22 protein-coding genes are annotated in these 26,813 nt (G+C 65.5%); 13 read left to right on the top strand and 9 right to left on the bottom strand.

Features of this window, described 5'->3' with window-relative positions:
* Window positions 1-7: 7 nt before the first annotated feature.
* Complete coding sequence (locus AC56LW_RS05935) at window positions 8-5,284, top strand: hybrid sensor histidine kinase/response regulator (protein WP_499632668.1); 5,277 nt, start codon at window positions 8-10, stop codon at window positions 5,282-5,284.
* Between the two features lie 17 nt (window positions 5,285-5,301).
* Here the strand turns inward: AC56LW_RS05935 and AC56LW_RS05930 are convergent, their stop codons facing one another.
* A complete protein-coding gene (locus AC56LW_RS05930; protein ID WP_499632905.1) occupies window positions 5,302-6,807 on the bottom strand; it encodes a cryptochrome/photolyase family protein in 1,506 nt (501 codons plus the stop codon).
* 194 nt (window positions 6,808-7,001) lie between these two features.
* Here AC56LW_RS05930 and AC56LW_RS05925 point away from each other — a divergent pair, with 194 nt between their 5' ends.
* From AC56LW_RS05925 to AC56LW_RS05900, 6 genes are read left to right on the top strand one after another with little or no spacing between them, the layout of a single operon-like run.
* Complete coding sequence (locus tag AC56LW_RS05925; protein ID WP_499632665.1) at window positions 7,002-7,658, top strand: YqgE/AlgH family protein; 657 nt, start codon at window positions 7,002-7,004, stop codon at window positions 7,656-7,658.
* A 26-nt stretch (window positions 7,659-7,684) separates the two neighbouring features.
* Window positions 7,685-8,071 (top strand): Holliday junction resolvase RuvX, encoded by a 387-nt coding sequence (gene ruvX / locus AC56LW_RS05920; protein WP_332532281.1) that lies wholly within the window; start codon window positions 7,685-7,687, stop codon window positions 8,069-8,071.
* 4 nt (window positions 8,072-8,075) lie between these two features.
* The gene (pyrR, locus tag AC56LW_RS05915; protein WP_332532282.1) at window positions 8,076-8,606 is read left to right on the top strand and encodes a bifunctional pyr operon transcriptional regulator/uracil phosphoribosyltransferase PyrR; all 531 of its coding nucleotides are present in this window, start codon (window positions 8,076-8,078) and stop codon (window positions 8,604-8,606) included.
* Window positions 8,587-9,561, top strand: coding sequence for an aspartate carbamoyltransferase catalytic subunit (locus tag AC56LW_RS05910; RefSeq protein WP_183556324.1), 975 nt, complete (start codon window positions 8,587-8,589; stop codon window positions 9,559-9,561). The genes pyrR and AC56LW_RS05910 overlap by 20 nt, the downstream gene beginning before the upstream one ends.
* Window positions 9,558-10,853 carry a dihydroorotase gene (locus tag AC56LW_RS05905; protein WP_499632661.1) on the top strand — a complete coding sequence of 432 codons (1,296 nt, stop codon included), beginning with the start codon at window positions 9,558-9,560 and terminating at the stop codon, window positions 10,851-10,853. The genes AC56LW_RS05910 and AC56LW_RS05905 overlap by 4 nt, the downstream gene beginning before the upstream one ends.
* A gap of 55 nt (window positions 10,854-10,908) precedes the next feature.
* On the top strand, window positions 10,909-11,652 hold the full coding sequence (locus tag AC56LW_RS05900; RefSeq protein ID WP_499632658.1) for a lysophospholipid acyltransferase family protein: 744 nt from the start codon (window positions 10,909-10,911) through the stop codon (window positions 11,650-11,652).
* Window position 11,653: 1 nt separating this feature from the next.
* On the opposite strand, the gene AC56LW_RS05895 is transcribed toward AC56LW_RS05900, so the two are convergent.
* Window positions 11,654-12,502: a symmetrical bis(5'-nucleosyl)-tetraphosphatase gene (locus AC56LW_RS05895; protein ID WP_499632655.1), complete on the bottom strand. Its 849-nt coding sequence runs from the start codon at window positions 12,500-12,502 to the stop codon at window positions 11,654-11,656.
* A 273-nt stretch (window positions 12,503-12,775) separates the two neighbouring features.
* On the opposite strand from AC56LW_RS05895, the gene AC56LW_RS05890 reads away from it, so the two are divergent.
* The 6 genes from AC56LW_RS05890 to AC56LW_RS05865 all read left to right on the top strand — a co-directional run bounded on the left by AC56LW_RS05890 (window position 12,776) and on the right by AC56LW_RS05865 (window position 18,789).
* Window positions 12,776-13,870: an MraY family glycosyltransferase gene (locus AC56LW_RS05890; protein ID WP_332532286.1), complete on the top strand. Its 1,095-nt coding sequence runs from the start codon at window positions 12,776-12,778 to the stop codon at window positions 13,868-13,870.
* Window positions 13,871-13,973: 103 nt separating this feature from the next.
* Complete coding sequence (locus tag AC56LW_RS05885; RefSeq protein WP_332532344.1) at window positions 13,974-14,285, top strand: H-NS histone family protein; 312 nt, start codon at window positions 13,974-13,976, stop codon at window positions 14,283-14,285.
* A gap of 237 nt (window positions 14,286-14,522) precedes the next feature.
* Window positions 14,523-15,905, top strand: coding sequence for a phosphomannomutase/phosphoglucomutase (locus tag AC56LW_RS05880; protein ID WP_499632652.1), 1,383 nt, complete (start codon window positions 14,523-14,525; stop codon window positions 15,903-15,905).
* A 10-nt stretch (window positions 15,906-15,915) separates the two neighbouring features.
* The gene (gene waaC, locus AC56LW_RS05875) at window positions 15,916-16,896 is read left to right on the top strand and encodes a lipopolysaccharide heptosyltransferase I (protein WP_499632650.1); all 981 of its coding nucleotides are present in this window, start codon (window positions 15,916-15,918) and stop codon (window positions 16,894-16,896) included.
* 1 nt (window position 16,897) lies between these two features.
* Window positions 16,898-18,184 (top strand): lipid IV(A) 3-deoxy-D-manno-octulosonic acid transferase, encoded by a 1,287-nt coding sequence (gene waaA, locus AC56LW_RS05870; protein ID WP_499632647.1) that lies wholly within the window; start codon window positions 16,898-16,900, stop codon window positions 18,182-18,184.
* A gap of 95 nt (window positions 18,185-18,279) precedes the next feature.
* Window positions 18,280-18,789 carry a YcxB family protein gene (locus AC56LW_RS05865; RefSeq protein ID WP_332532290.1) on the top strand — a complete coding sequence of 170 codons (510 nt, stop codon included), beginning with the start codon at window positions 18,280-18,282 and terminating at the stop codon, window positions 18,787-18,789.
* Between the two features lie 53 nt (window positions 18,790-18,842).
* Here AC56LW_RS05865 and AC56LW_RS05860 read toward each other — a convergent pair whose 3' ends face one another.
* The 7 genes from AC56LW_RS05860 to AC56LW_RS05830 all read right to left on the bottom strand — a co-directional run bounded on the left by AC56LW_RS05860 (window position 18,843) and on the right by AC56LW_RS05830 (window position 26,774).
* Complete coding sequence (locus AC56LW_RS05860) at window positions 18,843-19,793, bottom strand: M48 family metallopeptidase (protein ID WP_499632644.1); 951 nt, start codon at window positions 19,791-19,793, stop codon at window positions 18,843-18,845.
* Window positions 19,790-20,530: a lysophospholipid acyltransferase family protein gene (locus AC56LW_RS05855; protein ID WP_332532292.1), complete on the bottom strand. Its 741-nt coding sequence runs from the start codon at window positions 20,528-20,530 to the stop codon at window positions 19,790-19,792. Before AC56LW_RS05855 ends, AC56LW_RS05860 begins: the two co-directional genes overlap by 4 nt.
* A 51-nt stretch (window positions 20,531-20,581) precedes the next feature.
* Window positions 20,582-21,154, bottom strand: a complete 573-nt coding sequence (gene gmhB, locus AC56LW_RS05850; protein WP_332532293.1) for a D-glycero-beta-D-manno-heptose 1,7-bisphosphate 7-phosphatase — start codon at window positions 21,152-21,154, stop codon at window positions 20,582-20,584.
* Window positions 21,155-21,176: 22 nt separating this feature from the next.
* Window positions 21,177-23,273: a glycine--tRNA ligase subunit beta gene (gene glyS, locus AC56LW_RS05845; RefSeq protein ID WP_499632641.1), complete on the bottom strand. Its 2,097-nt coding sequence runs from the start codon at window positions 23,271-23,273 to the stop codon at window positions 21,177-21,179.
* 17 nt (window positions 23,274-23,290) lie between these two features.
* Window positions 23,291-24,205 carry a glycine--tRNA ligase subunit alpha gene (gene glyQ / locus AC56LW_RS05840; protein WP_183556336.1) on the bottom strand — a complete coding sequence of 305 codons (915 nt, stop codon included), beginning with the start codon at window positions 24,203-24,205 and terminating at the stop codon, window positions 23,291-23,293.
* A gap of 122 nt (window positions 24,206-24,327) precedes the next feature.
* The gene (lnt, locus tag AC56LW_RS05835; protein WP_499632638.1) at window positions 24,328-25,896 is read right to left on the bottom strand and encodes an apolipoprotein N-acyltransferase; all 1,569 of its coding nucleotides are present in this window, start codon (window positions 25,894-25,896) and stop codon (window positions 24,328-24,330) included.
* On the bottom strand, window positions 25,896-26,774 hold the full coding sequence (locus AC56LW_RS05830) for a CorC family transporter (RefSeq protein WP_183556338.1): 879 nt from the start codon (window positions 26,772-26,774) through the stop codon (window positions 25,896-25,898). Before AC56LW_RS05830 ends, lnt begins: the two co-directional genes overlap by 1 nt.
* Between the last annotated feature and the right edge of the window lie 39 nt (window positions 26,775-26,813).

The following is a 26,813-nucleotide window of genomic DNA, read 5'->3' as shown; positions in this document are numbered from 1 at the left end:
CCGGGCGATGACGACCTTGAACCGCTCCAGCAGTTTTGATACCGGCCCGCTGTCCTGGGTCATTGGCGAAATCCGCGACGCCCTCACACGCGCCGCGACCTCCCTGCGCGACGCAGCGGGCCGTTCGCCCGAGGCGCAGCCAACGCTGCTGCTGCATGCCAAATTGCATCTGCACCAGGCGCACGGCGCCTTGCAGATGGTCGATGTCGAAGGCGTTGGCGTGTTCACCGCCGCCGCCGAAGCGGTGCTCGATCGTTTCAAGGATGGCCAACTGGCCTGCAACGCCGAGAGCGTGCAGGTGGTGCTGGAAGCCTTCGGTGCGCTGGGCGAATACCTCGACGAACTCCTGGGCGGCGCCCCGCAACAGCCGGCGCGCCTGTTCCCGTATTACCGCGACATGGTCGAACGCCAGGGTGACACCAAGGTCCATCCGGCCGACCTGCTGCCACTGGATCTGTCGGTGCTGCCCGAACTGCCTGCCAGTGCCACTGCCGTGGGCGAGGTCGACATCGCGGCCTGCCGCGCGCAATTCGAAAAAGCCCTGCTGCCGTACCTGAAGGCCGACGACGACGCCGCGCGCCGCGCGCAGGCGCACGACATGGCCGCGGCAATCGCGCCGATCGCCGGCGCGCAGGAAAGCGCGCGCGCGCGCCTGTTCTGGCAGGCGCTGCACGCGTTTGCCACCGTGGTGGCTGGCGGCCAGGTTGCGACCGACCTGTATGTCAAACAGCTCTTTGGCCAGATCAACCTGCAATTGCGGCGCCTGGCCAAGGGCCAGCAGGATTCCCCCGAGACGATGCTGCGCGATGCGCTGTTCTTCGTGGCCGCCGCCTGCGTGCCGGGCCCCGAGGCAGGCGCGCTGCGCCAGGCCCTGGACCTGGACGGCGCGGTGCCGCACGATTACGCCGAACGGCGCTACGGCAAACTCGATCCGCAGGCGCTGAAGGATGCACGCGAAGCGCTGGCCCGCACCAAGTCGGACTGGGACCTGATCGCCGGTGACGGCAAGCCCGACGCCGCCATCGAGAGCGATTTCAACGATGCGCTGGCACGCCTGGCCGGCGCCAGCGACAAGCTGGGCGCGCCCGCGCTGGCGCAGCTGCTGCGTGAGCTGGGCCGCGCGGCGGGCGACTCGGTGCAGTCGGGGCGCGATGACCAGTTCGGGCTGGAGATGGCCGCCGCCATGCTGTTCGTCGAGAACAGCCTGGACCAGCTGCGCCAGTTGCCCGACGATTTTTCACAGAACGCCGAAGCCGTCGGCGCGCGCCTCCTGGCGCTGGCTGCCGGCGAAACGCCGCCCGACGCCCCGCAGTGGCAGGGCGAACTGGCGCGCCAGATCCAGCAGGGCCAGACCGTGGCCGTGCTGGCGGGCGAGGTCAAGGCCGGCCTGCGCCAGATCGAGAAACTGCTCGACGATTATTACGACGACCCGTCGAAACGCCAGGTGCTGGAACAGGCTGGGCCGGTGTTGCATGGCTTGCAGGGCGCGTTTGCCATCCTCGACCAAGAGCAGGCTGTGCTGACCGTGCGTCACGTCGAGGACGCGGTACGCACGCTGGCCGACAGCGCCAGCGATGTCACCGCGCAGCACGCGTCGCTGCACAATATCGCGCAGAACATCGGCGCCCTGGGCTTCTTCGCCGACCTGCTGGCGCAGGACAGCGCGCTGGCGCGCGGCTGCTTCACGTTCGACACTGATAAACAGCTGCTGCGCGAATTGCCGTTCGAGTTCACCGATGCCGCCGCCGCCGCCGTCGAGACGCCGGTGGCGCCTGTCGCCGGAGCCGACGCACAGGACGACGTCGATGCCGAACTGCTCGGGATCTTCATCGCCGAAGCGCAGGAAGTGCTTGGCGTCGTGGTCGAGACGCTGCCGCGCGCAGCCGACGAGCCGGGCAACCAGGAAACCCTGACGGGCCTGCGCCGTGCCTTCCACACGCTCAAGGGCAGCAGCCGCATGGTGGGCCTGGAAGCCTTCGGCGCGACCGCCGCCAGCATCGAGCGGGTCATGAACATCTGGCTGGCCGACGGCCGCGCGGCCACCGCCGACCTCCTGGCGCTGCTCGCGCACGCCTACGCCGAACTGGATGCCTGGGTGGCCGAACTGGCTGCCGGCCAGGCTTCGCTGCGCGATGGCGCGGCGCTGATCGAGGCGGCGGCGCGGGTGCAGGAGGGCGGCGCGTTCGAGCTGCCGGCCGATGTCCAGCCGGATGCGCAGCTCGATGCGCAGTTCGATGCGCAGTTTGACGCGCAGTTTGACGATATCCCGGTACTCGACGTGCAGATCACGCCGCCGGGCGAGGATGCCGTGCGGCGCGTGGGCGACCTGACCATTGGCCAGGCGCTGCACGACGTCTACCTGCTCGAAACCGAATCACTGTGCGCCACGCTGGAAGACGCGTTCGCCGCGCTGCGCCAGGACCCGGCGCAGCGTGCATCCGCCGATGCGATCACGGCCGCCCACACGCTGGCCGGCACCTCGGCCACGGTCGGCTACACCGCCCTGTGCGAACTGGCGCATGCGCTGGAAAGAACGCTCGAGAAGCTCACCGTGCCAGGCGCGCCCCTCGATGAGGACGGGCTGGCCCTGTTCGACACGACGCTGGCGCGCATGCGCGCGATGCTGCACGTGTTCACGCTGGGCGAACTGGCCCCGGCGCAGCCGGACCTGATCGAACAGCTGGCCGCGCTGCGCGCGCGCCTGGGCACATCGCCGTTCGACAAGCTCGAACCGGCGCTGGCCAGCCGGCTCGATACGCTGTTTGCCGACGCTTACAAGCAGTTGCTGGCCGAGCCGCCACCGTTCACGGCGCCAGCGCCACGCGCGGCTGCGCCTGCACCGACAGAGCCGGACGATATCGACGACATCTTCAGCGCATTCGGCGACGAACCGTTCGCGGCGCCGGCGCTGGAACAGGCCGCCCCGCAGCCGGGGGAGGCCGGCTTCGTTGCGGTGACGCCCGATGAAGCGGTGCTGCCCGAACCGGCGTCAGAACCGGTGCCGGAACCTGAGGCTGAACCAGAACCAGAAGCTGAGCCGGAACCCGATCCGGCGCTCGAGGACCTGCACGAACCCGAGCTGGCCGGCGCCAGCGGGTACGTCGACGAGATCGACGCCGACCTGCTGCCGGTCTTCCTCGAAGAAGCCACCGACCTGCTGCCGCGCATCGGGCACGACCTGCGCCAGTGGCAGCAGGAGCCGTCCAACGCCGGCGTCGCGCAGCGCATGCAGCGCGACCTGCACACGGTCAAGGGCAGCGCGCGCATGGCCGGCGCGATGCGCCTTGGCCAGCATGCGCACGAACTGGAAACGCAGATCGAGAACATGGTCCATGCGGGCACCTCGACGCTGCCGCCGACCGCGTTCGACGAGCTGCTGGCCAACTACGACAGCGCGATGCTGCTGTTCGAGGGCTTGCAGCAGCCGGCCGGGGGCGCGGTGCCTGCCGCCGTGGAAGCACCCGCGAGCACGCCGGCCGAGCCAGCGCGCGCGCCGCTGGTGCGCGTACGTGCCGACATCCTCGACCGCGTCGTGAACCAGGCCGGCGAAGTGTCGATCACGCGCTCGCGCCTGGAAAACCAGATCGGCGTACTCAAATCGTCGCTCGGCGACTTCTCGGACAACGTGGGCCGCCTGCGGCGCCAGTTGCGCGAGATCGAGATGCAGGCCGAATCGCAGATCGCTTCGCGTCTGTCGATTGCCGGCGAGCGCGAATTCGATCCGCTCGAATTCGACCGCTTCACGCGCCTGCAGGAACTCACGCGCATGCTGGCCGAAAGCGTCGACGACGTCGCCTCGTTCCAGGAAAGCCTGGCGCGTACGGTCGATTCGGCCAACGAAGAACTGTCGGCCCAGGCGCGCATGACGCGCGACCTGCAGCGCGACCTGATGCGAGTGCGGATGGTGCCGTTTGCCAGCCTGTCCGAGCGCCTGTTCCGCGTCGCGCGCCAGACCGCGAAAGAAACCGACAAGCGCGTCAACCTGGATATCCGGGGCGGCGCCGTGGAAATCGACCGTGGCGTGCTGGAACAGATGGCCGCGCCGTTCGAACACCTGCTGCGCAACGCGATCGTGCACGGCATCGAGCCGCGCGCGGCGCGTCAGAGCGCCGGCAAGGCCGAGACGGGCGAACTGCTGGTGCAGGTCAGCCAGCACGGCAACGAAGTCCTGATCAACTTCAGCGACGACGGCGCCGGGCTGGACCTTGAACGCATCCGCGCCAAGGCGCTGGCGGGCGGCCTGATTGCCGAAAGCGACGAGGCGCCGGACGACCAGGTGACCGACCTGATTTTCGCGCCGGGCTTTTCGACGGCGGACACGCTGACCGAGCTGGCCGGGCGTGGCGTCGGCATGGACGTGGTGCGCTCCGAAGCGCAGGCGCTGGGCGGGCGCGTCGCGGTGGCGTCCGAGGCCGGGCAGGGCGCGCGCTTCACGATCACGCTGCCGCTGACGCTGGCCGTGGCGCAGGTGGTGCTGGTGGTGGCCGGTGGCCGCACCCATGCGGTGCCGTCGACGCTGGTCGAAGCGGTGCAGCAGGTACGCGAGGCCGACCTGGCCGCCGCCATCGACGCCGGCAGCATCGCGTTGGCCGGCCACGAACTGGCGCTGTATGGCTTGCCGGATTTGCTGGGCATGGACGACGACGAGCGCATCACGACGCAGCGTTCGACGCCGGTGCTGGTCTTGAATGGCGGCAGCCGTCGCATCGCGCTGCGCGTCGACGAAGTGCTGGGCAACCGTGAGGTGGTGGTCAAGAACATCGGCCGCCAGCTGGCGCGCATGCCGGGCATCGACGGCGCCACGGTACTGGGTTCGGGCGAAATCGTCCTGATTCTCGATCCGCTGGCACTGGCGCAGCAGCCACAAGGTGCGGCACGTGTGAAGCAGGCCGTCGCGCTGCAGATACGGCGCCCTACCGTGATGGTGGTCGACGATTCGCTGACGGTGCGGCGCGTGACGCAGCGCCTGCTCGAACGCGAAGGCTACCGCGTGGTGCTGGCCAAGGACGGCATCGAGGCGCTCGAGCTGATCGGGCAGGGCGCGCCGGACCTGATGCTGGTCGATATCGAGATGCCGCGCATGGACGGCTTCGACCTGACCCGCAATGTGCGGGGCAATGACGCAACGAAGGCGATCCCGATCATCATGATCACGTCGCGCACGGCCGACAAGCACCGCAACGTGGCGCTCGGGCTGGGCGTGAATGCCTACTTTGGCAAGCCGTACCAGGAGACGGTGCTGCTGGCGGCGATCGAGGGCTTGCTGGGACGCGAGGCAGCCTGACAGCGTGACGACGGCGTTCAGTCGTCGTTCGTGTCGTCCTTCTCGTCCTCTGCCTTCGCCACCACTTTCTTCACCACCGCAAAGCGCTCCAGTGTGCGCTGTCGCGCCGCGTCGTGCTCCACGACCGGCGCCGGATAATCCCGTCCCAGCACCACCCCGCGCTCTGCCAGCACATCGGACTTCACCAGCCACGGCGCGTGAATCTGCTTGCCGTCCAGCTTTGCCAGTTGCGGCAGGTAGCGGCGGATGAACTCCCCGCGCGCGTCGAAGCGCGTCGATTGCGTGACCGGATTGAAGATCCGGAACCACGGCTGCGCGTCGCACCCGGTCGACGCCGCCCACTGCCAGCCGCCGTTGTTCGAGGCCAGCTCATAATCATTGAGCTGGCGCGCGAAATAGCGCTCGCCGCGGCGCCAGTCGATCCCGAGATCCTTGGTCAAAAAGCTCGCCGTGACCATGCGCAGCCGGTTGTGCATGAAGCCCGTCTGGTTCAGCTGCAGCATCGCCGCATCGACCAGCGGATACCCGGTGCGCCCCTCGCACCAGGCCGCGAACAGCGCGTCGGCTTCGTCCCCGGTTTCCCACTCGACCGCATCGAACGCCGGCTTGAACGAACGTTCGACCACGTGCGGGTTCTGCGACAGCACCATCGCGTAGAAGTCGCGCCAGATCAGTTCTGACAGCCACACGGACGCACCGGTCCCGCCGGTTCCCGACTGCACCATGTCGCGCGCGCTGCGCACCAGGTGGCGGATCGATGTGGTGCCAAAGCGCAGGTGCGCCGACAGCCGTGAGGTGCCTTCCTCGGCCGGGAAGTCGCGCGCACGACCATAGTCGGCCATCTCGGTCACAAACGCCTCGAACATCTCCTCGGCCCCATCCATCCCGGCAGGCAGTGGCGGCTCGCCCGACGTGAAGCCGATGTCTTCCAGGGCCGGCAGGGAAGCTGGCGCTCCGGCGGCCGGCGTTCCGGTGGGCGGCGCGAACGCATGCGCATGGGCGTCGACCGGGTAGGTGGCCAGGGTTTCGGGATGGGCCGCCAGGCGCTTGAGCCAGGCGTTCTTGTACGGCGTAAACACCGAGAACACGCCGCCGGCGAGCGTGAGCACTTCCTGCTTCTCGAAGATGACCTGGTCCTTGTAGGTATGGAAGGCGCAGTCGCGCTCGGCCAGTTGTTCGGCCACGGCGAGATCGCGCGCAATGGCCGACGGTTCATGGTCGGTGCCGGCATGCACGGCATCGATCCTGAGTTCTTCCGCCAAAGCAACGACTTCATCGCGCGCGCTGCCGTGGCGCACGATCAGGTAGCCTCCAAGGCGACGCAGTTCCGTGTCGAGCTGGGCCAGGCTGGCATGGATGAAACGCAGACGCCGGTCATCCTTTGGCAACTCATCGAGGATGTCGGTGTCGTACACGAACACGCAATACACCTGCTGCGATGAACGCAGGGCGTGGTGCAGGGGGGCGTGGTCGAACGCGCGCAGGTCGCGGCGAAACCAGACTAAAGACTTGCTTAAATTCATCATCGTGTGCGAGGTCAAGGCGGATCCAGATTTTACTGCCCATCATCGAAACGTGTGGCGCCCGAGGAATGCTTCCAATGGCCTCAGGGGCAAATGGGTGTAAACTGTCGAAAAGCGTAAGGTTGTTCTGCAGATACCTGGCAGCCGTTCAACAGAAGTAACAACGCGAGAGTGCGCCTTTTGAGAGCAATCGTATGAAAAAAACCAAAGTTGGCCAAACTCTTCCCATGCCGGGCATGCCCCGTGAGCAGGATGGCTCCCCTGGTATGGCGGGCCCGGCAGCATCCGGCCTGAACCTGGCGAACCACTTCCTGATCGCCATGCCGTCGATCCAGGATCCCGTCTTCGGCGGCACCGTCGTCTATGTCTGCGAGCACAACGACAAGGGCGTGCTCGGCGTGGTCATCAACAAGCCGACCGACATGACGATGGAAACCCTGTTCGACCGCGTCGACCTCAAGCTGGCCGAAGGTTTGCGCGCCACCGTCGTCGACGAGCCGATCATGTTCGGCGGCCCCGTGCAGGACGACCGTGGCTTCGTGCTGCATTCGCCGGGCGGGCGCTATTCGTCGTCGCTGACCGTCACCGACGACGTCTCGTTTACCACATCGATCGACGTGCTCGAGGCTGTCGCCAACGGCGGTGGCCCGGCGCGCATGCTCGTCTCCATCGGCTATGCCGGCTGGAGCCCGGGCCAGCTCGAAGAAGAAATTTCGCGCAATGGCTGGCTGACGGTGGGCGCCGACGCGCGCGTGCTGTTCGACCTGCCGATCGAAGAGCGCTACCACGCCGCCATCAAGCTGCTGGGCATCGATCCCCTGATGCTCGCCACCGAAGCCGGCCATGCGTAACGTGTTCCCGTACAAGAAACGCGTGCATGGTTGATATCGTTCTTGGCTTCGACTTCGGCATCAAGCGGATCGGCATCGCCATGGGCAACACCCTGACCGGGCAGGCCCAGCCTTTGAGAGTCGTCAGTGCGATCGACAACGCCACCCGCTTCCAGATCATTGGCGAGCTGATCGCCCAATGGCAGCCGGCGCGCCTGATCGTGGGCGAGCCGCGCCATCCCGATGGCGCCGAGCACGACATGACCTTGCGCAGCCGCCGCTTTGCCAACCAGCTGCATGGCCGCTTCAACCTTCCCGTCGAACTGGTCGATGAACGCTATTCGTCGGCCGTGATCGCATCAAAGCGCGGCGAGGTCATCGACGACAAGGCGGCCGCCATTATTTTGCAACAGTATTTTGACGCATCACGCTAACCCTATGCCCACCAACAAACACGCATTCGATGCCGAAGCGCTCTACCGCGAGCTGCTGGCCCAGGTCCGCGCCGGCCTGGACGGCGTCGCCGAGCCGGCCATCGTCGGCATCCATTCGGGCGGCGCCTGGCTGGCCGAGCGCCTTGCGCGCGACCTCGACCTGACACACCGTCTCGGCTCCATCGACGTCTCGTTCTACCGCGACGACTATGCGCGCAAGGGCCTGCACCCGGACGTGAAACCAACGCACATCCGCTTTGCGGTCGACGGCGCCACCGTGGTGCTGGTCGACGACGTGCTGCAGACCGGCCGCACCACGCGCGCGGCGATCAACGTGCTGTTCGACTACGGTCGTCCGGCCTGCATCCGCCTGGCCGCGCTGGCCGACCGGGGCGGGCGCGAGCTGCCGGTGGCCGCCGATTTCGTCGGCGCCCACGCCGTGCTCGACGCCAACGAGTCGCTGTGCCTGCAGCGCGATGAGACAGGCCAACTTTCGCTTACCATCGAACAAGACAATGCCGATCCTGCACAATAATCCGCAACTGAACAAAAACGGCGAGCTGCAGCACCTGCTCACCATCGAGGGCCTCAAGAAGTCGCACATCGACCACATCCTCGACACCGCATCGAGCTTCGTGGGGATCTCCGACCGCGAAGTCAAGAAGGTCCCGCTCATGCGCGGCAAGAGCGTGTTCAACCTGTTCTTCGAAAATTCGACGCGCACCCGCACCACGTTCGAGATCGCGTCCAAGCGCCTGTCGGCCGACGTCATCAACCTGAACATCCAGGCATCGTCGACCACCAAGGGCGAGTCGCTGCTCGACACGATCGACAACCTGGCCGCGATGCACGCCGACATGTTCGTGGTGCGCCACGCGCAGTCGGGCGCGCCGTACATGATCGCGCAGCACCTGAACCGCACGCGCTCGGATGTCCACGTCGTCAATGCCGGCGACGGGCGCCACGCGCACCCGACCCAGGGCCTGCTCGACATGTACACGATCCGGCACTACAAGAAAGACTTCACGAACCTGCGCGTGGCCATTGTCGGCGACATCCTGCACAGCCGCGTGGCCCGTTCGGACATCCACGCACTGACCACGCTGGGCGTGCCCGAAGTGCGCGCCATCGGCCCGCACACGCTGCTGCCGGGCGGCCTGGATCAGATGGGCGTGCGCACCTTCACCAACATCAATGAGGGGTTGAAGGACGTCGACGTGATCATCATGCTGCGCCTGCAGAACGAGCGCATGAGCGGCGCGCTGCTGCCGTCGGCGCAAGAATACTTCAAGAGCTACGGCCTGACGCCCGAGCGTCTGGCGCTGGCGAAACCCGATGCAATCGTGATGCACCCGGGGCCGATGAACCGCGGCGTCGAGATCGACTCGGCGGTGGCCGACGGCAGCCAGGCAGTGATCCTGCCGCAGGTGACGTTCGGAATCGCGGTACGCATGGCAGTCATGAGCATTTTGGCAGGAACCCACGCATGAAACTCCATATCAAGAACGGGCGCGTGATCGACCCGGCGAACGGCGTCGACGCCGTGCAAGACCTGTTCATCGTCGACGGCAAGATTGCGGCGCTTGGCGTCGCCCCCGAAGGCTTCACGGCCGACCAGAGCATCGATGCGAGCGGTTTCGTGGTCGCCCCGGGCCTGGTCGACCTGTCGGCGCGCCTGCGCGAGCCGGGCTACGAATACAAGGCCACGCTCGAATCCGAGCTGCAGGCGGCGATGCAGGGTGGCGTGACCACGCTGGTCTGCCCGCCCGACACCGACCCGGTGCTCGACGAACCAGGTCTGGTCGAAATGCTCAAGCACCGCGCGCGCATCGTCGACCAGGCCAATGTGCACCCGCTGGGCGCACTGACCGTGGGCCTGAAAGGGCAGGCGCTGACCGAGATGGCCGAACTGACCGAAGCCGGCTGCATCGGCTTTGCGCAGGCCGAGGAACCCATCCTCGACACCAACGTGCTGCTGCGCGCGATGCAGTACGCCAAGACGTTCGACTACACCGTCTGGCTGCGCCCGCAGGACGCGCACATCGGCCGCGGCGGCGTGGCCCATGCCGGCCCGCTGGCCTCGCGCCTCGGCCTGTCCGGCGTGCCGGTGATGTCCGAGACCATCGCGCTGCACACGATTTTCGAGCTGATGCGCTCCACGGGCGCGCGCGTGCACCTGTGCCGGATTTCGTCCGCTGCGGGCCTGGACCTGATTCGCGCCGCCAAGAAAGAAGGCCTGAACCTGACAGTCGACGTGGGCGTGCACCATCTGCACCTGACCGACGCCGATATCGGCTTCTTCGATTCCAACGCGCGCCTCACGCCGCCGCTGCGCTCACAGCGCGACCGCGACGCGATCCGCGCTGCACTCGTCGATGGCACGGTCGATGCGATCTGCTCCGACCACACGCCAGTGGATGACGACGAAAAGCTGCTGCCGTTCGGCGAAGCGTCGCCGGGCGCCACGGGCCTGGAGTTGCTGCTGGCGCTCACGCTCAAGTGGGCGCAAGACCAGCCGCACGGCGCGCAGGACGCCCAGGGCTCGCTGGCGCTGGCGATCGGCAAGATCACCTGCGAAGCGGCGCGCATTGCCGGCCTGCCGGCGGGCACGCTGGGCGTGGGTGCTGCCGCCGATGTCGTGCTGTTCGACCCGGCCGCGCGCTGGCTGGTCGACGGCAAGGCGCTGGCCAGTCAGGGCAAGCACACGCCATTCCTCGGCTACGAGCTGGCCGGGCAGGTGCGCGCGACCGTCGTGCGCGGCCGCGTGGCCTACCAGCGTTGATCCAACCACGGCGCGTGCTTCGCTTCAAGCGCGCGCCTTCACTGCGCCCATCACCTTGAATATCCGGCTTGCCTGGCGCCTTGCGCGCGTTACCGTCCATCTGTGCGAAGGATTGGCGACCTGCGCGCTGGTGTTTCCCTTTGCCTCGCCCAGCCAGCGCGCGCGCCTGACGCGTGGCTGGTCCGCGCGCCTGCTGCGCCTGTGCCGCGTGCACGTCGCGCCGGCACTGGGCGTACCCGCGCTCGCGCATGCGCTGGTGGTGGCCAACCACGTGTCATGGCTCGACATCTTCGTCATCAATGCTTTGAGCCCGTGCCGGTTCGTGGCCAAGGCCGAAATTCGCGCCTGGCCCGTGATGGGCCGCCTGGCGGCCGGCGCCGGCACCGTGTTCATTGCGCGCGGCAACCGGCGCGAATTGCGCCACGTGTTCAAGGGGCTGGTCGACGTGTTGCAGAAGGGGGAGCGCGTCGCGCTGTTCCCGGAAGGGACGACCGGCCTGCAAGGCCAGGTGCTGCCATTTCACGCCAACCTGTTCGAGGCGGCGGTCGACGCCGGCGTGCCGGTGCAGCCGTATGCGCTGGCCTATGTCGGCGCCGACGGCGCGCACCATCCGTCGATCGAGTACATCGGCGAGACGACCTTTGTCGACAGCCTGTTCCGGATTTTGCAGGGGCCGCCCGTCACGGCGCGCCTGACTTGCCTGGCGCCCCTGGAAAGCCTTGGTGCGCATCGGCGCGAACTGGCGCAGGCATCGCAGGAGGCCGTGGCCACTGCGGTAGCAACCGCAGTCTCACACTAGTTCAGCGCTGCTTGCCGCCGTGCTCGCGGTATTCGGGGCAATCCACCTGCAGCAGCGTGCGGTCATCCAGGCACACGGCCGTCAGCTTGCCGCCCCAGACGCAGCCGCTGTCCAGCCCGACCAGGTTGGGCCGCTGCACCACGCCCAGCGCCGACCAGTGGCCAAACACCACCGTCACGTCCTGCGTGCGGCGCGCCGGCAGGTCGAACCATGGCAGCAGGTCGCTGCCGACCGGGCCGGTGTCGGATTCCTTGTGCTTGAAATCCATCGCGCCATCGGGCGCGCACAGGCGCATGCGCGTGAGCGCATTGACGATGCAGCGCAGGCGCTCGATGCCCGTCAGACTGTCGTCCCAGCGGTCGGGCTGGTTGCCGTACATCTGGCTCAGGAAGTCGAGCCAGCCGTCGCCCTGCAGCATGCGTTCGACTTCGCCGGCCAGCGCCATCGTCTGCGCCGCATCCCATTGCGGGGCCACGCCGGCGTGCACCAGCAGGTGACTGTCGACGAACATCGCCAGCGGCCGCGCGCGCAGCCAGGCGATGAGTTCGTCGCGGTCGGGGGCAGCCAGGATCTCGTCGAGCGTGTCGGAGCGGCTCAGGCGCTGGGCGCCGCCGGCCACCGCGATCAGGTGCAGGTCGTGGTTGCCGAGCAGGGCATCGACCCGCCCGCCGCTGGATTCATTGAGCGCTTTCATGCGCCGCAGCGCCATCAGCGATTCGGGGCCGCGGTTGATGAGGTCACCCACGAACAGGATGCGCGCGTCATCGCCCGCGACGAGGGCAATGCGGTCAAGCAGCAGCTGCGCTTCATGTGCGCAGCCCTGGAGGTCGCCAATGGCGTAAGTGGTCATATTCTTGTTCTGGCAGGACATTGCCGTCCTGCTGCCTGGCGTTATGAAAAATGGAGCATATGATGCTCTGACGGATACTAAATGATTTTACGCGCCAGGGAAGTTTTTTGCGTCGCCGTGCAAGCGGATGAAAACATAAATACGCGCGCCGGCATCCACGTCCAGTCCGGTACAATGAGGCCGGCTTTCCATTGATGAATAGCGTATCGTGGCTGCGCCAATTCGCTTCCTTTGCGGAGCGCTGCACAAGAATCGCTCCGAAAGAAAACAATAATGTTCTCGTTTTTTGTCAGTTTCCTTTCCTGCGCATTGCTCACGCTGCTGGTCATCAAGACCGCGCGAAAACATGGCCTGGGACTCGATGGTGATTTTACCGGCGTACAGAAAAACCATACGCATGCAGTCGCGCGCATCGGCGGTATTCCCATCTTTCTGGCAGTGGTGGTGGCGTCCGGTTTATCGATCCTGCGCCAGCCGCAAATGGCGGCGTGGCTGGCAACCCTGATTGCCTGCGCCACGATTGCCCTGGCCGGCGGTATTGCCGAAGACTATACGGGAAAGGTCTCGCCAAGCCGTCGCCTGTTCCTGACGATGCTCGCGGCAGGCTTTGGTTATTGGCTGCTCGACGCGCGTATTGGCCGTCTCGACTTGCCGTGGACGGTCGTGCCGCTCGAATCCATCTGGATCGTGCTGCCGTTGACGATGCTGGCGGTGGCCGGCGTGGCCAATGCCATCAATATCATCGACGGCTTTAATGGCCTGGCCGGCGTGATCAGCATTTTCATGCTGCTGTCGCTGTCCTACGTCGCCTTGCAGGTGGGCGATATGTTCGTGCTGGTGGCGGCATTGATCGTCGCCGGGGCCACGGCCGGCTTCCTGATCTGGAATTATCCGGTCGGGCTGATTTTTTTGGGCGATGGCGGAGCGTATTTCCTTGGCTTCCTGCTGGGCGAGCTGGCCCTGCTGCTGGTAATGCGCAATCCGGCTGTCTCCACCTGGTATGCAGCGCTATTGCTGATTTACCCGGCGTTTGAAACCATATTCTCTGCATACCGCCGGATGTTTGTTCGCGGCAAATCACCAACGCTGCCCGATGGTATTCACTTGCATAGTTTGATTTTTCGGCGCATCGTGCAATGGACAGTGGGGCCGCGCGAGGCCCGCGCACTGATGAAACGCAATGCCCGCACGTCGCCTTATTTATGGCTGATTTCATTGCTGGCAGTGATACCGGCAACCGTGTTCTGGGAAAGCACTGGCGCATTGATGGTGTTCTGTCTGTTGTTTATAATCAGTTACCTCTGGTTGTATGGGCGTATCGTTCGATTCAAGTCGCCGCGCTGGCTCTTTTTAAGCAAGAAAGACTGACCGGATATTATTGTTGTAGTATATTGCGACATTTGGTGAGTATTCACCGAGCGTCAGCAATTGCTGAATATGCATTCAATTTTTTAACGAACGAGGAACGATGATGGATCTGTCGAATATGTCGGTAGGCGATTTGCGCAACCTGCAAGAACAAATCAAGCAGGAAATGAAAACGCGTGAAACCCAGGAAGTGCAGAAAGCACGTGAACAAATTCTGGCAATCGCGCAAAGCGTCGGCATGCCGCTGAAAGAACTGATGGCCACCACCGGCCGCGGTTCGAAAGGCGCGACCGTCGCCGTGCGTTACCGTCACCCGCAGGATTCCAGCCAGCAGTGGACCGGCCGTGGCCGTCAGCCAAAGTGGGTGAAGGAATGGGTCGACGGCGGCAAGTCGATCGACGACCTGCGCGTTTAAGCAATCTTAATTGCTCCGCAATGCGGAGCATGCGCCGCGCGCTTCTCCAGCGCCGGCGCCGGTGGCGTGCTGCCATCGACTCCGGCGCCCATTCGCGGCTCCGGCTATTTCCCGATATTCCCTTGTTCTGTCATTCGGCTTTTGCCAGGCTTGCGCACGCGCGCCATTCCCACGCCAGCCACGCTTGCCGTTACAATAGTGCTTACTTATCAATCCTCCAATATTCCGGGAAACAAAATGGTCGCTCTCTCCAAAACGATTTTCAAGGCTTACGATATTCGCGGCATCATCGACAAGACCCTGGACGCCGGCATCGCGCGTCACATCGGTCGTGCATTTGGCGCTGCCGCGCTGGCCAAGGGAGAGAGCAAGGTCGTGATCGGCCGCGATGGCCGCCTGTCCGGCCCCGAACTGACCAGCGCACTGGGCGAAGGCTTGCGTGACGCCGGCGTCGACGTGATCGACCTGGGCATGATCGCCACGCCGATGGTCTATTTCGGCACCAATGTGCTCGACACGCGCTCGGGCATCATGGTCACCGGCAGCCACAACCCGCCTGACTACAACGGCTTCAAGATGGTCCTGGCCGGCGAAGCCATCTATGGCGACGCCATTACCGGCCTGCACGACAGCATCGCAGCGTACGACGGCGCGATCGCGCCGCAGCGCGGCGGCTACAGCACCCATGACATCCGCGCCGCCTACCTCGAGCGCATCATCGGCGACGTCAAGCTGGCGCGCCCGATCAAGATCGCGGTCGACTGCGGCAACGGCGTGGCCGGTGCGTTCGCGGGCGACCTGTATCGCGGCATGGGCGCCGAAGTGGTCGAGCTGTTCTGCGAAGTCGACGGCAACTTCCCGAACCACCATCCTGACCCGGCCCACCCGGAAAACCTGCAAGACCTGATCCGCGCGCTGCAAGAGACCGACGCCGAAATCGGCCTGGCCTTCGATGGCGACGGCGACCGCCTCGGCATCGTCACCAAGGATGGCCAGATCATCTTCCCGGATCGCCAGATGATGCTGTTCGCGGCCGACGTGCTGTCGCGCGTCCCGGGCGGCGAGATCCTGTATGACGTCAAGTGCACGCGTCACCTGGCGCCGTACATCGAGCAGCATGGCGGCAAACCACTGATGTGGAAGACCGGCCACTCGCTGGTCAAGGCCAAGCTGAAGGAAACCGGCGCGCCGCTGGGCGGCGAGATGAGCGGCCATATCTTCTTCAAGGAGCGCTGGTACGGTTTCGACGACGGCATGTATGCCGGCGCGCGCATGCTCGAAATCCTGACCAAGCAGCAGGATCCTTCGGCGCTGCTCAACAGCCTGCCAATGGCCAGCAGCACCCCGGAACTGCATCTGCAACTGCAAGAGGGCGAGAACTTCACGCTGATCGACCATCTGCGCGCCAACGCCACGTTCCCGACGTCCGAAAAAATCAACGACATCGATGGCCTGCGCGTCGAGTACGCCGATGGCTTCGGTCTGGCCCGTTCGTCGAACACGACGCCGGTCGTCGTGCTGCGCTTTGAGGGCGAGTCGCCGGAAGCACTGGCGCGCATCCAGGCCGAGTTCAAGACCGTGATCCTGGCCGCCAAGCCAGATGCCGACCTGCCGTTCTGAGGACAGGCGCTTGAAGATCCTGCTCGTGCGCGTGTCGTCGCTGGGCGACGTGCTGCATAACCTGCCGATGGTGGCCGACCTGCTGCGCGAGCATCCGGGCGCCACCATCGACTGGGTGGTCGAAGAAGGGTATGTGAGTCTCGTGCGCCTGAATCCCCATGTGCGCAAGATCATCCCGTGGTCGCTGCGCCGCTGGCGCAAGAGCCTGGGCAAGCAAGAAACGCGGGCTGAAATCCGCGCGTTCTTCCGCACGCTGCGCGAAGACGAATACGACTATGTGTTCGACACCCAGGGTCTGCTCAAGACCGGCATCATCATGGGCGCGGCGCGCGTGCGCAAGGGTGGTAAAAAAGTCGGCCTGGCCAATGGCAGCGAAGGCTCGGGCTATGAAGGCATCTCGCGCATCTTCCATACCGACAGCATCCCGCTGAATCCGCGCACGCATGCCGTGGCGCGCGGGCGCATGGTTGCCGGCGCTGCGCTCGACTACAGCGTCGACTCGGCACCCGATTTCGGGTTGCCGGCGCCAACGCAAGCCACGCGGCCGGCGTTTTTGCCGCACGACGACTACGCGGTCTTTTTCCATGGCACGGCGCGCGCAGCCAAGAAGTGGGCCGACGCCAACTGGATCGCACTGGGCGCGGCGCTCGCACCGATGCCGGTGCTGCTTCCATGGGGCTCGAAGGCCGAACACGAGGATGCCCAGGCGCTGGCGGCAGCCATGCCCAATGCCCGCGTGCTGCCAAAACTGTCGATGATGGATGCTGTTCTGCTGGCCCAGCATGCGCGCCTTGCGGTGGGCGTCGACACGGGCCTGACCCATATCGCTGCCGCCTTTGTGCGGCCGACGATCGAAATCTACTGCGATTCGCCCAAGTGGAAGACCGAAGGCAACTGGTCCGATCGCATCGTCAACCTGGGCGACCTGGGCGCGCCGCCGTCAAGCGGCGACGTCATCGCAGCCGCACGGCGCCTGCTGGCGCCGGCATGACATGAACCGCACGCTGTACTCAAGCCTGTGGTGGCTGGCCATGCCGGCCGTGCTGGCCCGGCTGTGGTGGCGTGGCCGCAAGGAGCCGGGCTACCGCGCGCATTGGGATGAACGCCTGTCCCTGGGCGGCCCAGCGGCTGGCGAACAGCCCACGATCATGGTGCATGCGGTGTCGGTGGGCGAGACGCGCGCCAGCGAGCCGCTGGTCGATGCGCTGCTGCTGGCGTATCCCGATTGCCGGATCCTGCTGACCCACATGACGCCGACCGGCCGCGCCACCGGGCGCGACCTGTTTGCGCGCCACGGCGAGCGCGTCGTGCAAGCCTATCTACCCTACGACACGGGATGGATGACGACGCGCTTCCTGCGCCGTTATCGCCCACGCGCCTGCATCCTGATGGAAACCGAGGTCTGGCCAAACCTGATCCACGCCTGCACGCAGCAAGGCGTGCCGGTCGTGCTGGCCAATGCGCGCCTGTCCGAGCGCTCGCTCAAGCGGGGCCGCAAGGCCGGCGCCGTGATGCTGGAGGCCGCGCGCTCGTTCACGCTGGTCGCGGCGCAGACCGATGCCGATGCGGCGCGCATTGCGTCGCTGGGGGCACCGAACGTTGTCGTTACCGGCAGCGTCAAGTTCGACATCGTGCCGCCACCGAGCGCGCTGGAGAAGGGCGCCTGGCTGCGCACGCGCATTGATGGCGCGGCGCGCCGCCCGGTGTTTTTGTGTGCGAGCACGCGCGAAGGCGAAGAAGCGCTGATCCTGGACGCCTGGCGGCAGAACCGCGACAAGCCGCAGCACGCGTTGCTGTTGCTGGTGCCACGCCATCCGCAGCGTTTCGACGACGTGGCGAAGCTGGTCGAGGCCAGCGGTTTGACGCTTGCACGCCGCTCGCGGCTGGATGGTGACAATACCGCCGCCATCGACGCCGACGTGCTGTTGGGCGACTCGATGGGCGAGATGTTCGCCTATTACGCCGCCTGTGACTGCGCCTACATCGGCGGCAGCCTGCTGCCGCTGGGCGGCCAGAATCTGATCGAAGCCTGCGCACTGGGCAAGCCGGTGCTGGTAGGCGAACACACGTTCAACTTTCTCGACGCCACGATCGACGCCGTCGATGGCGGCGCTGCCTTGCGCGTGCCGGACGCCGCTGCGCTCGTCAGGGAAGCCGCGCGGCTGCTGCACGACGATGCGGCGCGCGCGGCAATGGGCGCCAGGGCGCTGGCCTTCGCCGGGCGCCACCGCGGGGCAACCCTGCGCACTGTTGAACTCGTGCAACGGCTTATTGGGTAGGTTTTGTTACCATTCCCATCTGCACGCTACAAAACTATAGGGGATGCGCCATGTTGTCATTGAATCGCGCGACACCGGGCAGTGATGGAGAGCCAGTGTCTCTTCGGGTCCAGGAAGGGGCAGTCGACACGCTGGGAACGATCCTGGGCTCAGGCCTGGCCGACCACGCGCCGGCAAAGCAGCAAGCGGCAAGTGTCGTACCGCTCGATGCATTGCATTTTTTCGTCCGCTATTCGCTGAGCGAATACGTCAGCTTCATGTGGCAGCACGGGGGCTTCCTGATTCGTCGCCGGCGCGTGCGCTGGCCTGCCAGCTTTTTGCTGCGCCTGCGCAGCACGCTGAGCGCGGGGCTCAACTTCGTATTGCTCGGTCGCGGGCGCCGCACCTATGAATTCACCATCGACGCCCACGGCATCGTGCGCACCAGTGGCGGCGTGACGCTGATCGAGTGGGCCGACGTGGCCGCCGTGCGCACCTACTCGCGCGGCTTCATGATGGTGCTCAAACGCGGTACATTGCCGATCCCGTTTCGCTGCCTGTCGCAGCAACAGACCGCCACCATGCGCGATCTGGCGGCGGCGCGCCATGCATTGAGTTTGCACTGAGTCTGCACTGACCGGCATGCAGCCGGCAGGCGGCGGCCTGCCGACTCGCCTGGCTACTCCTCAAACAATACCGGCATCTGGTGCGACTGCTTGCGCAGCGCCAGGCGCGCGCCATCGTAATCCGGATACACCTCGGCCACCGTCGCCCAGAACGCCGGGCTGTGGTTCATCTCGCGCAGGTGCGCCAGCTCGTGCGCCACCACGTAGTCGATCAACGCGAGCGGATAGTGGATCAGGCGCCAGTTCAGGCGAATGCTGCCGCCCACCGTGCACGAACCCCAGCGTGAACCGGCCGACGACAGCGTGCAGGTCTTGTAGCGCACGTTCAGACGTGGCGCGTAATGGTCCAGGCGCTCGGTGAACACGCGCTTGGCCTCGGCCTGGAACCACAGCTTGACCCGTTCCTTGAGCTGCCACTCGGCCAGCCCGGGTACCACGCCGATCGCCAGTTCACGCGTCGTTTCGTCGAAGCGGCAATGGCTGCGCGTGGCCGGTTCGAGGCGCAGCGTGATCTCCCCGCCCATGAACGGCAGCAGGGCGCCGTCGACCCAGACGACCGGCGCGCGTTGCTGGCGCAGTTCGCGCCGCTCGCCCCGTTCGAGCAGCTTGGTGATGATCCAGCGGCTCTTGGCGCGCAGCGCGTTTTCGATGTCGTCCTGCGTCACGCGGCGCGGCGCCGTCACGCGCAGGCCGTCATCGTCGATCATGAAGCCGATCGAGCGGCGCGACGAACGGCGCAGCGCGTAGTCGACGTAATGCTGGCCGAGCGCGATGCGTTTGAGGGGAGGGTCTTGCGGGCCGACGGGCGGCGAAGGAAGCCTGGTGCGGGGCGGCGCCGGCGGCGCCTTGAACAATGGCTGGGACGGCGGCCCCGGCCTGTCGGAAGGCTTGAGCGCCGCAAAGAATTCTTGTGCAAACAGTTCGAGCTGGTCGCCGTCGATCTTCGACGACGCCGCCGTTTGCTGCGGACGCGAATTCCTGATCTGGGTGCTAACGTCGCTCAACCACCTTTGTAGGCGTGGGGCGAAATGACGCGCATTTCCGATTCTATCCAATTTTCTACCTCTTGCATCAAGCTGTCAGGGGTATGGCCTTGCGGCGATATCGGTTTGCCGACCGATACCGTGATCGTTCCGGGCCGTTTGATGAACGAATTCTTGGGCCAGCACTCGCCCGAATTATGCGCGATCGGCACCACCACTGCCTGGGTCTCGACCGCCAGGCGCGCGCCGCCGCTCTTGTACTTGCCCTTGCGGCCCACCGGGATGCGGGTACCTTCGGGGAACATGATAATCCACTGGCCATCGGCCAGGCGGCGTTTACCGTGGCGCACCACGTGCGAGAACGCGTTCTTGCCCTGCTTGCGGTCGATCGGGATCATGCGCAGCAAACCCATGGCCCAGCCGAAGAACGGGATGTACAGGATTTCCTTCTTGAAGACGTAGACCAGGGGACGCGTCAGGTTCGGCAGCAAAAAGATCGTTTCCCATGCCGACTGGTGCTTCGAGAGCACGATGGCCGGCGCGTCGGGCAGGTTGTCGTAGCCCTTGAATTCGTAGCGGATGCCGCAGATGACGCGCGCGCACCAGATGATGAAGACGTTCCAGCGCGAGGTGAACCAGAAGCGCTGGTTGTAAGGCAGGGGGGCTGCCAGGAAGCACAGTGAAGCCCAGATGATCGTCGCCACCATCATGACGATCGTGAACAGCAGGGAACGCAGAAACAGACTGAAATTACGCAAAGGGGCTCCGGACAAAACGATCTGGTTATTCTTATCGTGGTGTTGTATTGATTATGACGTGTGGGCAGCGCCAGCACCAGTGGCGCTGGTGGGCTTGAGCAGGGCGCTGACCATCGCGGCCAGGTCCGGGTAGACCCTGGTGCCGGGCGGCAGGCCGCCGGTCATCTGCGTGCGCTCGCCCTTGCCCGTCAGGACCAGGTAGGGCGTGCAGCCACGGTTGAAGCCCGCCTGCAGATCGCGCAGCGAGTCGCCCACGGTCGGCACGCCTTTCAGGTTGATCTTGAAGCGCTTGCCGATTTCTTCGAACATGCCCGACTTGGGCTTGCGGCAGTCGCAGGCGTCGAGCGCCGCGTGCGGGCAAAAGAAGATGGCGTCGATGTCGGCGCCCACCAGCTGCGCGGCCGCGTGCATCTTGGCGTGGATGGCGTTGAGCGTGGCGATGTCGAACAGGCCGCGCGCAATGCCCGACTGGTTCGTGGCCAGCACCACCCGATAGCCTGCCTGGTTCAGGCGGGCGATGGCCTCGAGCGAGCCGGGGATCGGGATCCACTCGGCCGGCGACTTGATGAAGTCGGGCGAGTCGTGGTTGATCACGCCGTCCCGGTCGAGAATGATGAGTTTCATCGGGGGTGCCTGCATGCCGTGCTTACGTCGCCAGCTTCGAGATGTCGGCCACGCGGTTCATCATGCCGTGCAACGACGCCAGCAACGCCAGGCGGTTGTTGCGCAGCGCAATGTCGTCGGCCATCACCATCACGTCGTTGAAGAACGCGTCGACCGGCTCGCGCAGCTCTGCCAGCGTCTTGAGCGTGCCGGCAAAGTCGCCTGCAGCAAACGCCGCATCGACGGCCGGCTGCACGCGCGTGACGGCAGCGGCCAGGTCTTTCTCGGCCTGGTCTTGCAGCAGGGCCGGATCGACCGCGCCGGCTTGCGCCAGTGCTTCCTCGTTCTTCTTGAGGATGTTGGTGATGCGCTTGTTGGCGGCGGCGAGCGATGCGGCTTCGGGCAGCGCAGCAAACGCCTGCACGGCTTCCAGGCGCTGCACGACGTCGTCGACGCGGTCCGGGTTTTGGGCCAGCACGGCTTCGACTTCGTTCGGCGAGAAGCCCCGGTCGCGCAGCAGGCCGCGCAGGCGGTCGAGCATGAAGGCCGTGACCTCGGCACTCGGGTCCTTGAACGCCGGCTGGTCGGCAAACGTCGTGACGGCATCGCGCAGCATGTCGGACAGTTCGAGCGGCAGGCGCTTTTCGACCAGCATGCGCATGATGCCCAGCGCATGGCGGCGCAGCGCGAACGGGTCTTTTTCGCCGGTTGGCTGCAGGCCGATGGCCCAGATGCCCACGAGCGTTTCGAGCTTGTCGGCCAGTGCGACGGCCAGGCCGGTATCCGTGGTTGGCAGGGTGTCGCCGGCAAAGCGCGGCTGGTAGTGCTCGGACGCCGCGCGCGCCACTTCATCGTGCTCGCCATCGTGGCGCGCGTAGTACGTGCCCATGATGCCTTGCAGTTCCGGGAACTCGCCAACCATGTCGGTCAACAGGTCGGCCTTCGACAGGCGCGCACCGCGTTCGGCGAGCGACGCGTCAAAGCCCAGGCGCGTGGCGATGTACATGGCCAGCTTGGTCACGCGCTCGCTGCGTTCGGCCTGCGAGCCCAGTTTGTTGTGGTACACGACGTTGCTGAGCGCCGGCAGGCGCGACTCGAGCGTTTTCTTCTTGTCCTGCTCGAAGAAGAACTTGGCGTCCGACAGGCGCGGGCGCACGACGCGCTCGTTGCCGCCGACGATCGCGGTCGGGTCGTCGGTGGCGATGTTCGACACGATCAGAAAGCGCGAGCGCAGCTTGCCGTCGGCATCCGTCAGCGCGAAGTACTTCTGGTTCGTCTGCATCGTCAGGATCAGGCATTCCTGCGGCACGGCCAGAAATTCTTCTTCGAAGCGGCATTCATAGACGACCGGCCATTCGACCAGGGCCGCAACTTCATCGAGCAGCGACTCGGGCATCAGGACCTGGTCGGCGCCGGCCTGCTCCAGCAGCTGGGCGCGGATGCTGTCCTTGCGCGCCTGCGGCGACGTGATGACCTTGCCCTCGGTTTCCAGCGTGTTCGCGTACGCGTCGGCATGCGCGATCGTGATCGCGCCGCCATGCGACAGGAAGCGGTGGCCGGCGGTCTCGCGGCCAGCGGTCAAGCCGAGCAGCGTCAGTGGCAGCACCTGTTCGCCGTGCAGCGCGAGCAGGCGGTGCACCGGGCGCACGAACTGCACGGTATCGCCATTCGGGCGCTGGTAGCTCATGAGCTTCGGGATCGGCAGCTTGTTCACGGCGTCTTGCAAGACGTCCTGCAGCGCGCCGGTGAGCGCACTGCCAGCGGCGGTGTAGGTGTAGAAGAAGCTTTCGGTCTTGCCGTCCGGGGCGCGTTCGAGCTGGTCGATCGTCAGGTCAGGAAAGCCCAGTGCGGCCAGCTTCTTGGCCAGCGGCGCACTTGGGTTGCCTTCCTTGTCCAGCGCCACCGTCACCGGCAGCACTTTTTCGCGGATCGCTTTGTCAGGTGACGTATCGCGCACGTTCGTGATCGAGACGGCCAGGCGGCGCGGCGTGGCGTAGGTGGTGACGACGCTGTCGGCTTCGAGGAAGTCGCGCGCCTTGAGGCCATTCGCGATGCTGGCGGCAAAGGCGGCGCCCAGCTTGACGAGCGCCTTCGGCGGCAGTTCTTCGGTCTGCAGTTCGACGAGGAGTGTTTGGTTCATGGTCTGTTCTGTTCTTATCAAGCAGCGGTGACGTCAGCTTTGGGTACCATCGGGAAGCCCAGCTTTTCGCGCGAGTCGTAATAGGCTTGCGCCACCAGGCGCGACAGCGTGCGCACGCGGCCGATGTAGGCGGCGCGCTCGGTCACGGAAATGGCGCCGCGCGCGTCCAGCAGGTTGAAGCTGTGCGAGGCCTTCATGATCTGCTCGTAGGCCGGCAGCGTGAGCGCCAGTTCGACCAGACGCTTGGCTTCCGATTCGTGGTTCGCAAATGCCTGGAACAGCATCTCGGTATTGGAGTGTTCGAAGTTATAGGTCGACTGCTCGACCTCGTTCTGGTGGAACACGTCGCCGTAGCTCAGGCTCTTGGTCTTGCCGTCTTCCTGCCATTCGGTCCAGACCAGGTCGTACACGTTCTCGACGCCCTGCAGGTACATCGCCAGGCGCTCGATGCCGTACGTGATCTCGCCCAGCACCGGCTTGCAATCGAGCCCGCCCACTTGCTGGAAGTAGGTGAACTGCGTGACTTCCATGCCGTTGAGCCAGACTTCCCAGCCCAGGCCCCAGGCGCCCAGCGTCGGGCTTTCCCAGTCATCCTCGACGAAGCGCACGTCGTTCTTTTTCAGGTCCAGGCCCAGTGCCTCGAGCGAACCGAGATACAGGTCGAGGATATTCTCGGGCGCCGGTTTCAGCGCAACCTGGAACTGGTAATAGTGCTGCAGGCGGTTCGGGTTCTCGCCGTAGCGGCCATCCTTCGGGCGGCGCGATGGCTGCACATAGGCGGCGCGCCAAGGCTCCGGGCCGATCGCGCGCAGGAAGGTACCGGTGTGGAAGGTGCCGGCGCCGACTTCCATGTCGTAGGGCTGGAGCAGTGCGCAACCCTGTTTGTCCCAGTAGGACTGCAGGGTGAGGATGATTTGCTGGAATGTGAGCATGTCGAGTGGGACGCGGCCCGTAGGCCGTGAACGCGGTATGTTTGCCAAATGGCCAATTCTACTGAATTTTTCGTACCCTCTGGGAAGGGATTTGGGCGGGGTGGGCGGCGATGCCGTCCACCTTACGCTTTCTTGCGCAGATAACGCCGCCCGGCAAACCACGCGCCAAGCAGCATGAATGCCCCCAGCAGCAGGAACGACGCGCTCCCCAAACGAATGAACGGCGTCATGCCGGTCGCGCCGCGCACGGTGGCGGCGAGCACGCCGTCCGTGTAGAACGGCAGCGCGTGCGTGAGATTGCCGCGGCGGTCGATGATGGCGGTGGCACCGTCGTTGGTCGCGCGCAGCATCGGGCGGCCCGTTTCCAGCGTGCGCATGCGCGAAATCTGCAGGTGCTGCGGGATCGCCACCGACTGGCCGTACCACGACAGGTTCGACACGTTCAGCAGCAGCGTCGCCGGTTGCGGCGCGTTGCGCAGCTGGTAGGCGATCTCTTCGCCGAACACGTCTTCATAGCAGATATTCGGCAGCACCAGCTGGTCCTTGACGGCGAACGGCGCCTGCAGCGCGGCGCCACGGGTGGCGTCGTTCAGCGGAATGTCGAGCATGTCCGTCACCCAGCGGAAACCCGGTGGGATGAATTCGCCGAACGGCACCAGGTGCGCCTTGTCGTAGCGGTACACGGTGGCCTGGGGTTGCGGCGTCAGCGTGACCAAGCTGTTGCCATATTTGCCCGGACCGTCGAGCAGCGGCATGCCGATGGCCAGCGTGCTGCCGCTGGTGGTGGCGTAACGCTGCAGACCGGCCAGGTAACCGTCGGGCAGGTGTTGCGGGAAGGTCGGGATCGCCGTTTCGGGCGTGGCGATCAGGTCGGCCGGTGCGGCCGTGATCAGGCCCTGATAACGCGTGAGGATACTGTTCAGGAATTCGGCGTCGAACTTGCGGTCTTGCGCGATATTGCCTTGCAGCAGGCGCACGCTGATCGGCTGGCCGACATCCTGCGTCCATTCGACCGTGCGCAGACCTGCGCCGCCCAGCAGCAGGGCAGCCATCAAACCCATTGCCGGCCAGCGCGCGCGCTGGGTTAGCATCGCGAAACAACCGGCAATGACGCCCACGACGATGCCCATGCCGTACACGCCGATCAGCGGCGCATAACCGGCCAGTGGCGCGAGATCATGTGCGTAGCCCGACGAGGCCCACGGAAAACCGGTAAACACCCAGCCGCGCAGCCATTCCGACACGCCCCAGGTCACGGGCAGCACCAGCAGCAGGAAGGCGGCCACCGGCAACGACCAGCGGCGGCGCAGCCAGGTCGCCACGCCCGCCGTGAATGCGCCCCACAGGCCCATGTACAGGCACAGCAGCGTCAAGCCCACTATCGCCAGCACGGCCGGCAAGTGGGCGAAATCGGTCATGAAGACATACAGCCAGTGCACGCCGGCCAGCGTCCAGCCAAAGCCGAACGCCCAGCCGATCAGCGTGGCGCGCTTGACGGACGGACTCATGCCGACCTGGTAGAACAGCCAGGCGAGGGACAGGAATTGCAGTGGCCACCAGCCCACCGGCTGGAATGACAGCAGGGACGAGGCGCCGGCAAGTGCGGCACCCAGCAGCAGCAGGGCCGAGGGCTTGTTGGCGCGCAGCGCCGGAATCGGCGCTGCGGCTGGAGAGGTACGGCGACGCAGCATCAGTCGTGTTCGTCGTCCGCCAATGGCAGTTTTTCGACCAGCAGGACGTGGATCTGGCGCGCGTCGGCGCGCAGCACTTCGAAGCGCACACCGTGCAGATCGACCACTTCGCCCTTGTGGGGCATGTGGCCGAGGTGGCTGGCGACCAGACCGCCGACGGTGTCGACGTCGTCGTCCGGCAGATTGGTGCCGACTTCGTCGTTGAACTGTTCGATCTCGGTCAGCGCCTTGACGCGCCAGCGCGGACCGAGCTGGCCTTCGCGGATCGAGATCACGTTGTCTTCTTCTTCGTCGAAATCGTATTCGTCTTCGATGTCGCCGACGATCTGCTCGAGCACGTCTTCAATCGTGATCAGGCCGGCCACGCCGGAATACTCGTCGACCACGATCGCCATGTGATTGTGGTTGGCGCGGAAGTCGCGCAGCAACACGTTCAGGCGTTTCGATTCAGGAATGAACACGGCCGGGCGCAGTTTGGTACGCACGTCGAACGATTCTTCGGCGTAATAGCGCAGCAAATCCTTGGCCAGCAGGATGCCCACGACCTTGTCGCGTTCGCCTTCAATGGCCGGGAAGCGGGAGTGGGCGGTCTCGAGCACGTAGGGCATCCACTCTTCGATGGGCTTCGTGATATCGATCACGTCCATCTGGGAACGGGGCACCATGATGTCGCGCGCGGACAGGTCGGACACCTGGAACACGCCTTCGATCATCGACAGGGCGTCGGCATCGAGAAGGTTGCGTTCGTGGGCGTCGTGCAGGACTTCAAGCAGCTCTGCGCGGTTTTCAGGCTCGGGGGAGATGAATGCGGTCAACCTTTCCAGCAGGGACCGATGGGGTTTGGCGTCCGGACGGACGTCACTGGGATACTCGGGCATAGTTGGCGAGAAGCCGTTGTTGCGATGGGCGTAGGATAC

The sequence above is a fragment of the Telluria sp. LT2P80 genome (assembly GCF_059685955.1).
This window is presented reverse-complemented; position numbering and strand designations above follow the sequence as displayed.

Coding starts and splice junctions, on each gene's coding strand:
- AC56LW_RS05935 (WP_499632668.1), top strand. CDS start 8: ATGACGACCTTGAACCGCTCCAGCAGTTTTGATACCGGCCCGCTGTCC.
- AC56LW_RS05930 (WP_499632905.1), bottom strand. CDS start 6,807: ATGAATTTAAGCAAGTCTTTAGTCTGGTTTCGCCGCGACCTGCGCGCG.
- AC56LW_RS05925 (WP_499632665.1), top strand. CDS start 7,002: ATGAAAAAAACCAAAGTTGGCCAAACTCTTCCCATGCCGGGCATGCCC.
- ruvX (WP_332532281.1), top strand. CDS start 7,685: ATGGTTGATATCGTTCTTGGCTTCGACTTCGGCATCAAGCGGATCGGC.
- pyrR (WP_332532282.1), top strand. CDS start 8,076: ATGCCCACCAACAAACACGCATTCGATGCCGAAGCGCTCTACCGCGAG.
- AC56LW_RS05910 (WP_183556324.1), top strand. CDS start 8,587: ATGCCGATCCTGCACAATAATCCGCAACTGAACAAAAACGGCGAGCTG.
- AC56LW_RS05905 (WP_499632661.1), top strand. CDS start 9,558: ATGAAACTCCATATCAAGAACGGGCGCGTGATCGACCCGGCGAACGGC.
- AC56LW_RS05895 (WP_499632655.1), bottom strand. CDS start 12,502: ATGACCACTTACGCCATTGGCGACCTCCAGGGCTGCGCACATGAAGCG.
- AC56LW_RS05890 (WP_332532286.1), top strand. CDS start 12,776: ATGTTCTCGTTTTTTGTCAGTTTCCTTTCCTGCGCATTGCTCACGCTG.
- AC56LW_RS05885 (WP_332532344.1), top strand. CDS start 13,974: ATGGATCTGTCGAATATGTCGGTAGGCGATTTGCGCAACCTGCAAGAA.
- AC56LW_RS05880 (WP_499632652.1), top strand. CDS start 14,523: ATGGTCGCTCTCTCCAAAACGATTTTCAAGGCTTACGATATTCGCGGC.
- waaA (WP_499632647.1), top strand. CDS start 16,898: ATGAACCGCACGCTGTACTCAAGCCTGTGGTGGCTGGCCATGCCGGCC.
- gmhB (WP_332532293.1), bottom strand. CDS start 21,154: ATGAAACTCATCATTCTCGACCGGGACGGCGTGATCAACCACGACTCG.
- glyS (WP_499632641.1), bottom strand. CDS start 23,273: ATGAACCAAACACTCCTCGTCGAACTGCAGACCGAAGAACTGCCGCCG.
- glyQ (WP_183556336.1), bottom strand. CDS start 24,205: ATGCTCACATTCCAGCAAATCATCCTCACCCTGCAGTCCTACTGGGAC.
- lnt (WP_499632638.1), bottom strand. CDS start 25,896: ATGCTGCGTCGCCGTACCTCTCCAGCCGCAGCGCCGATTCCGGCGCTG.
- AC56LW_RS05830 (WP_183556338.1), bottom strand. CDS start 26,774: ATGCCCGAGTATCCCAGTGACGTCCGTCCGGACGCCAAACCCCATCGG.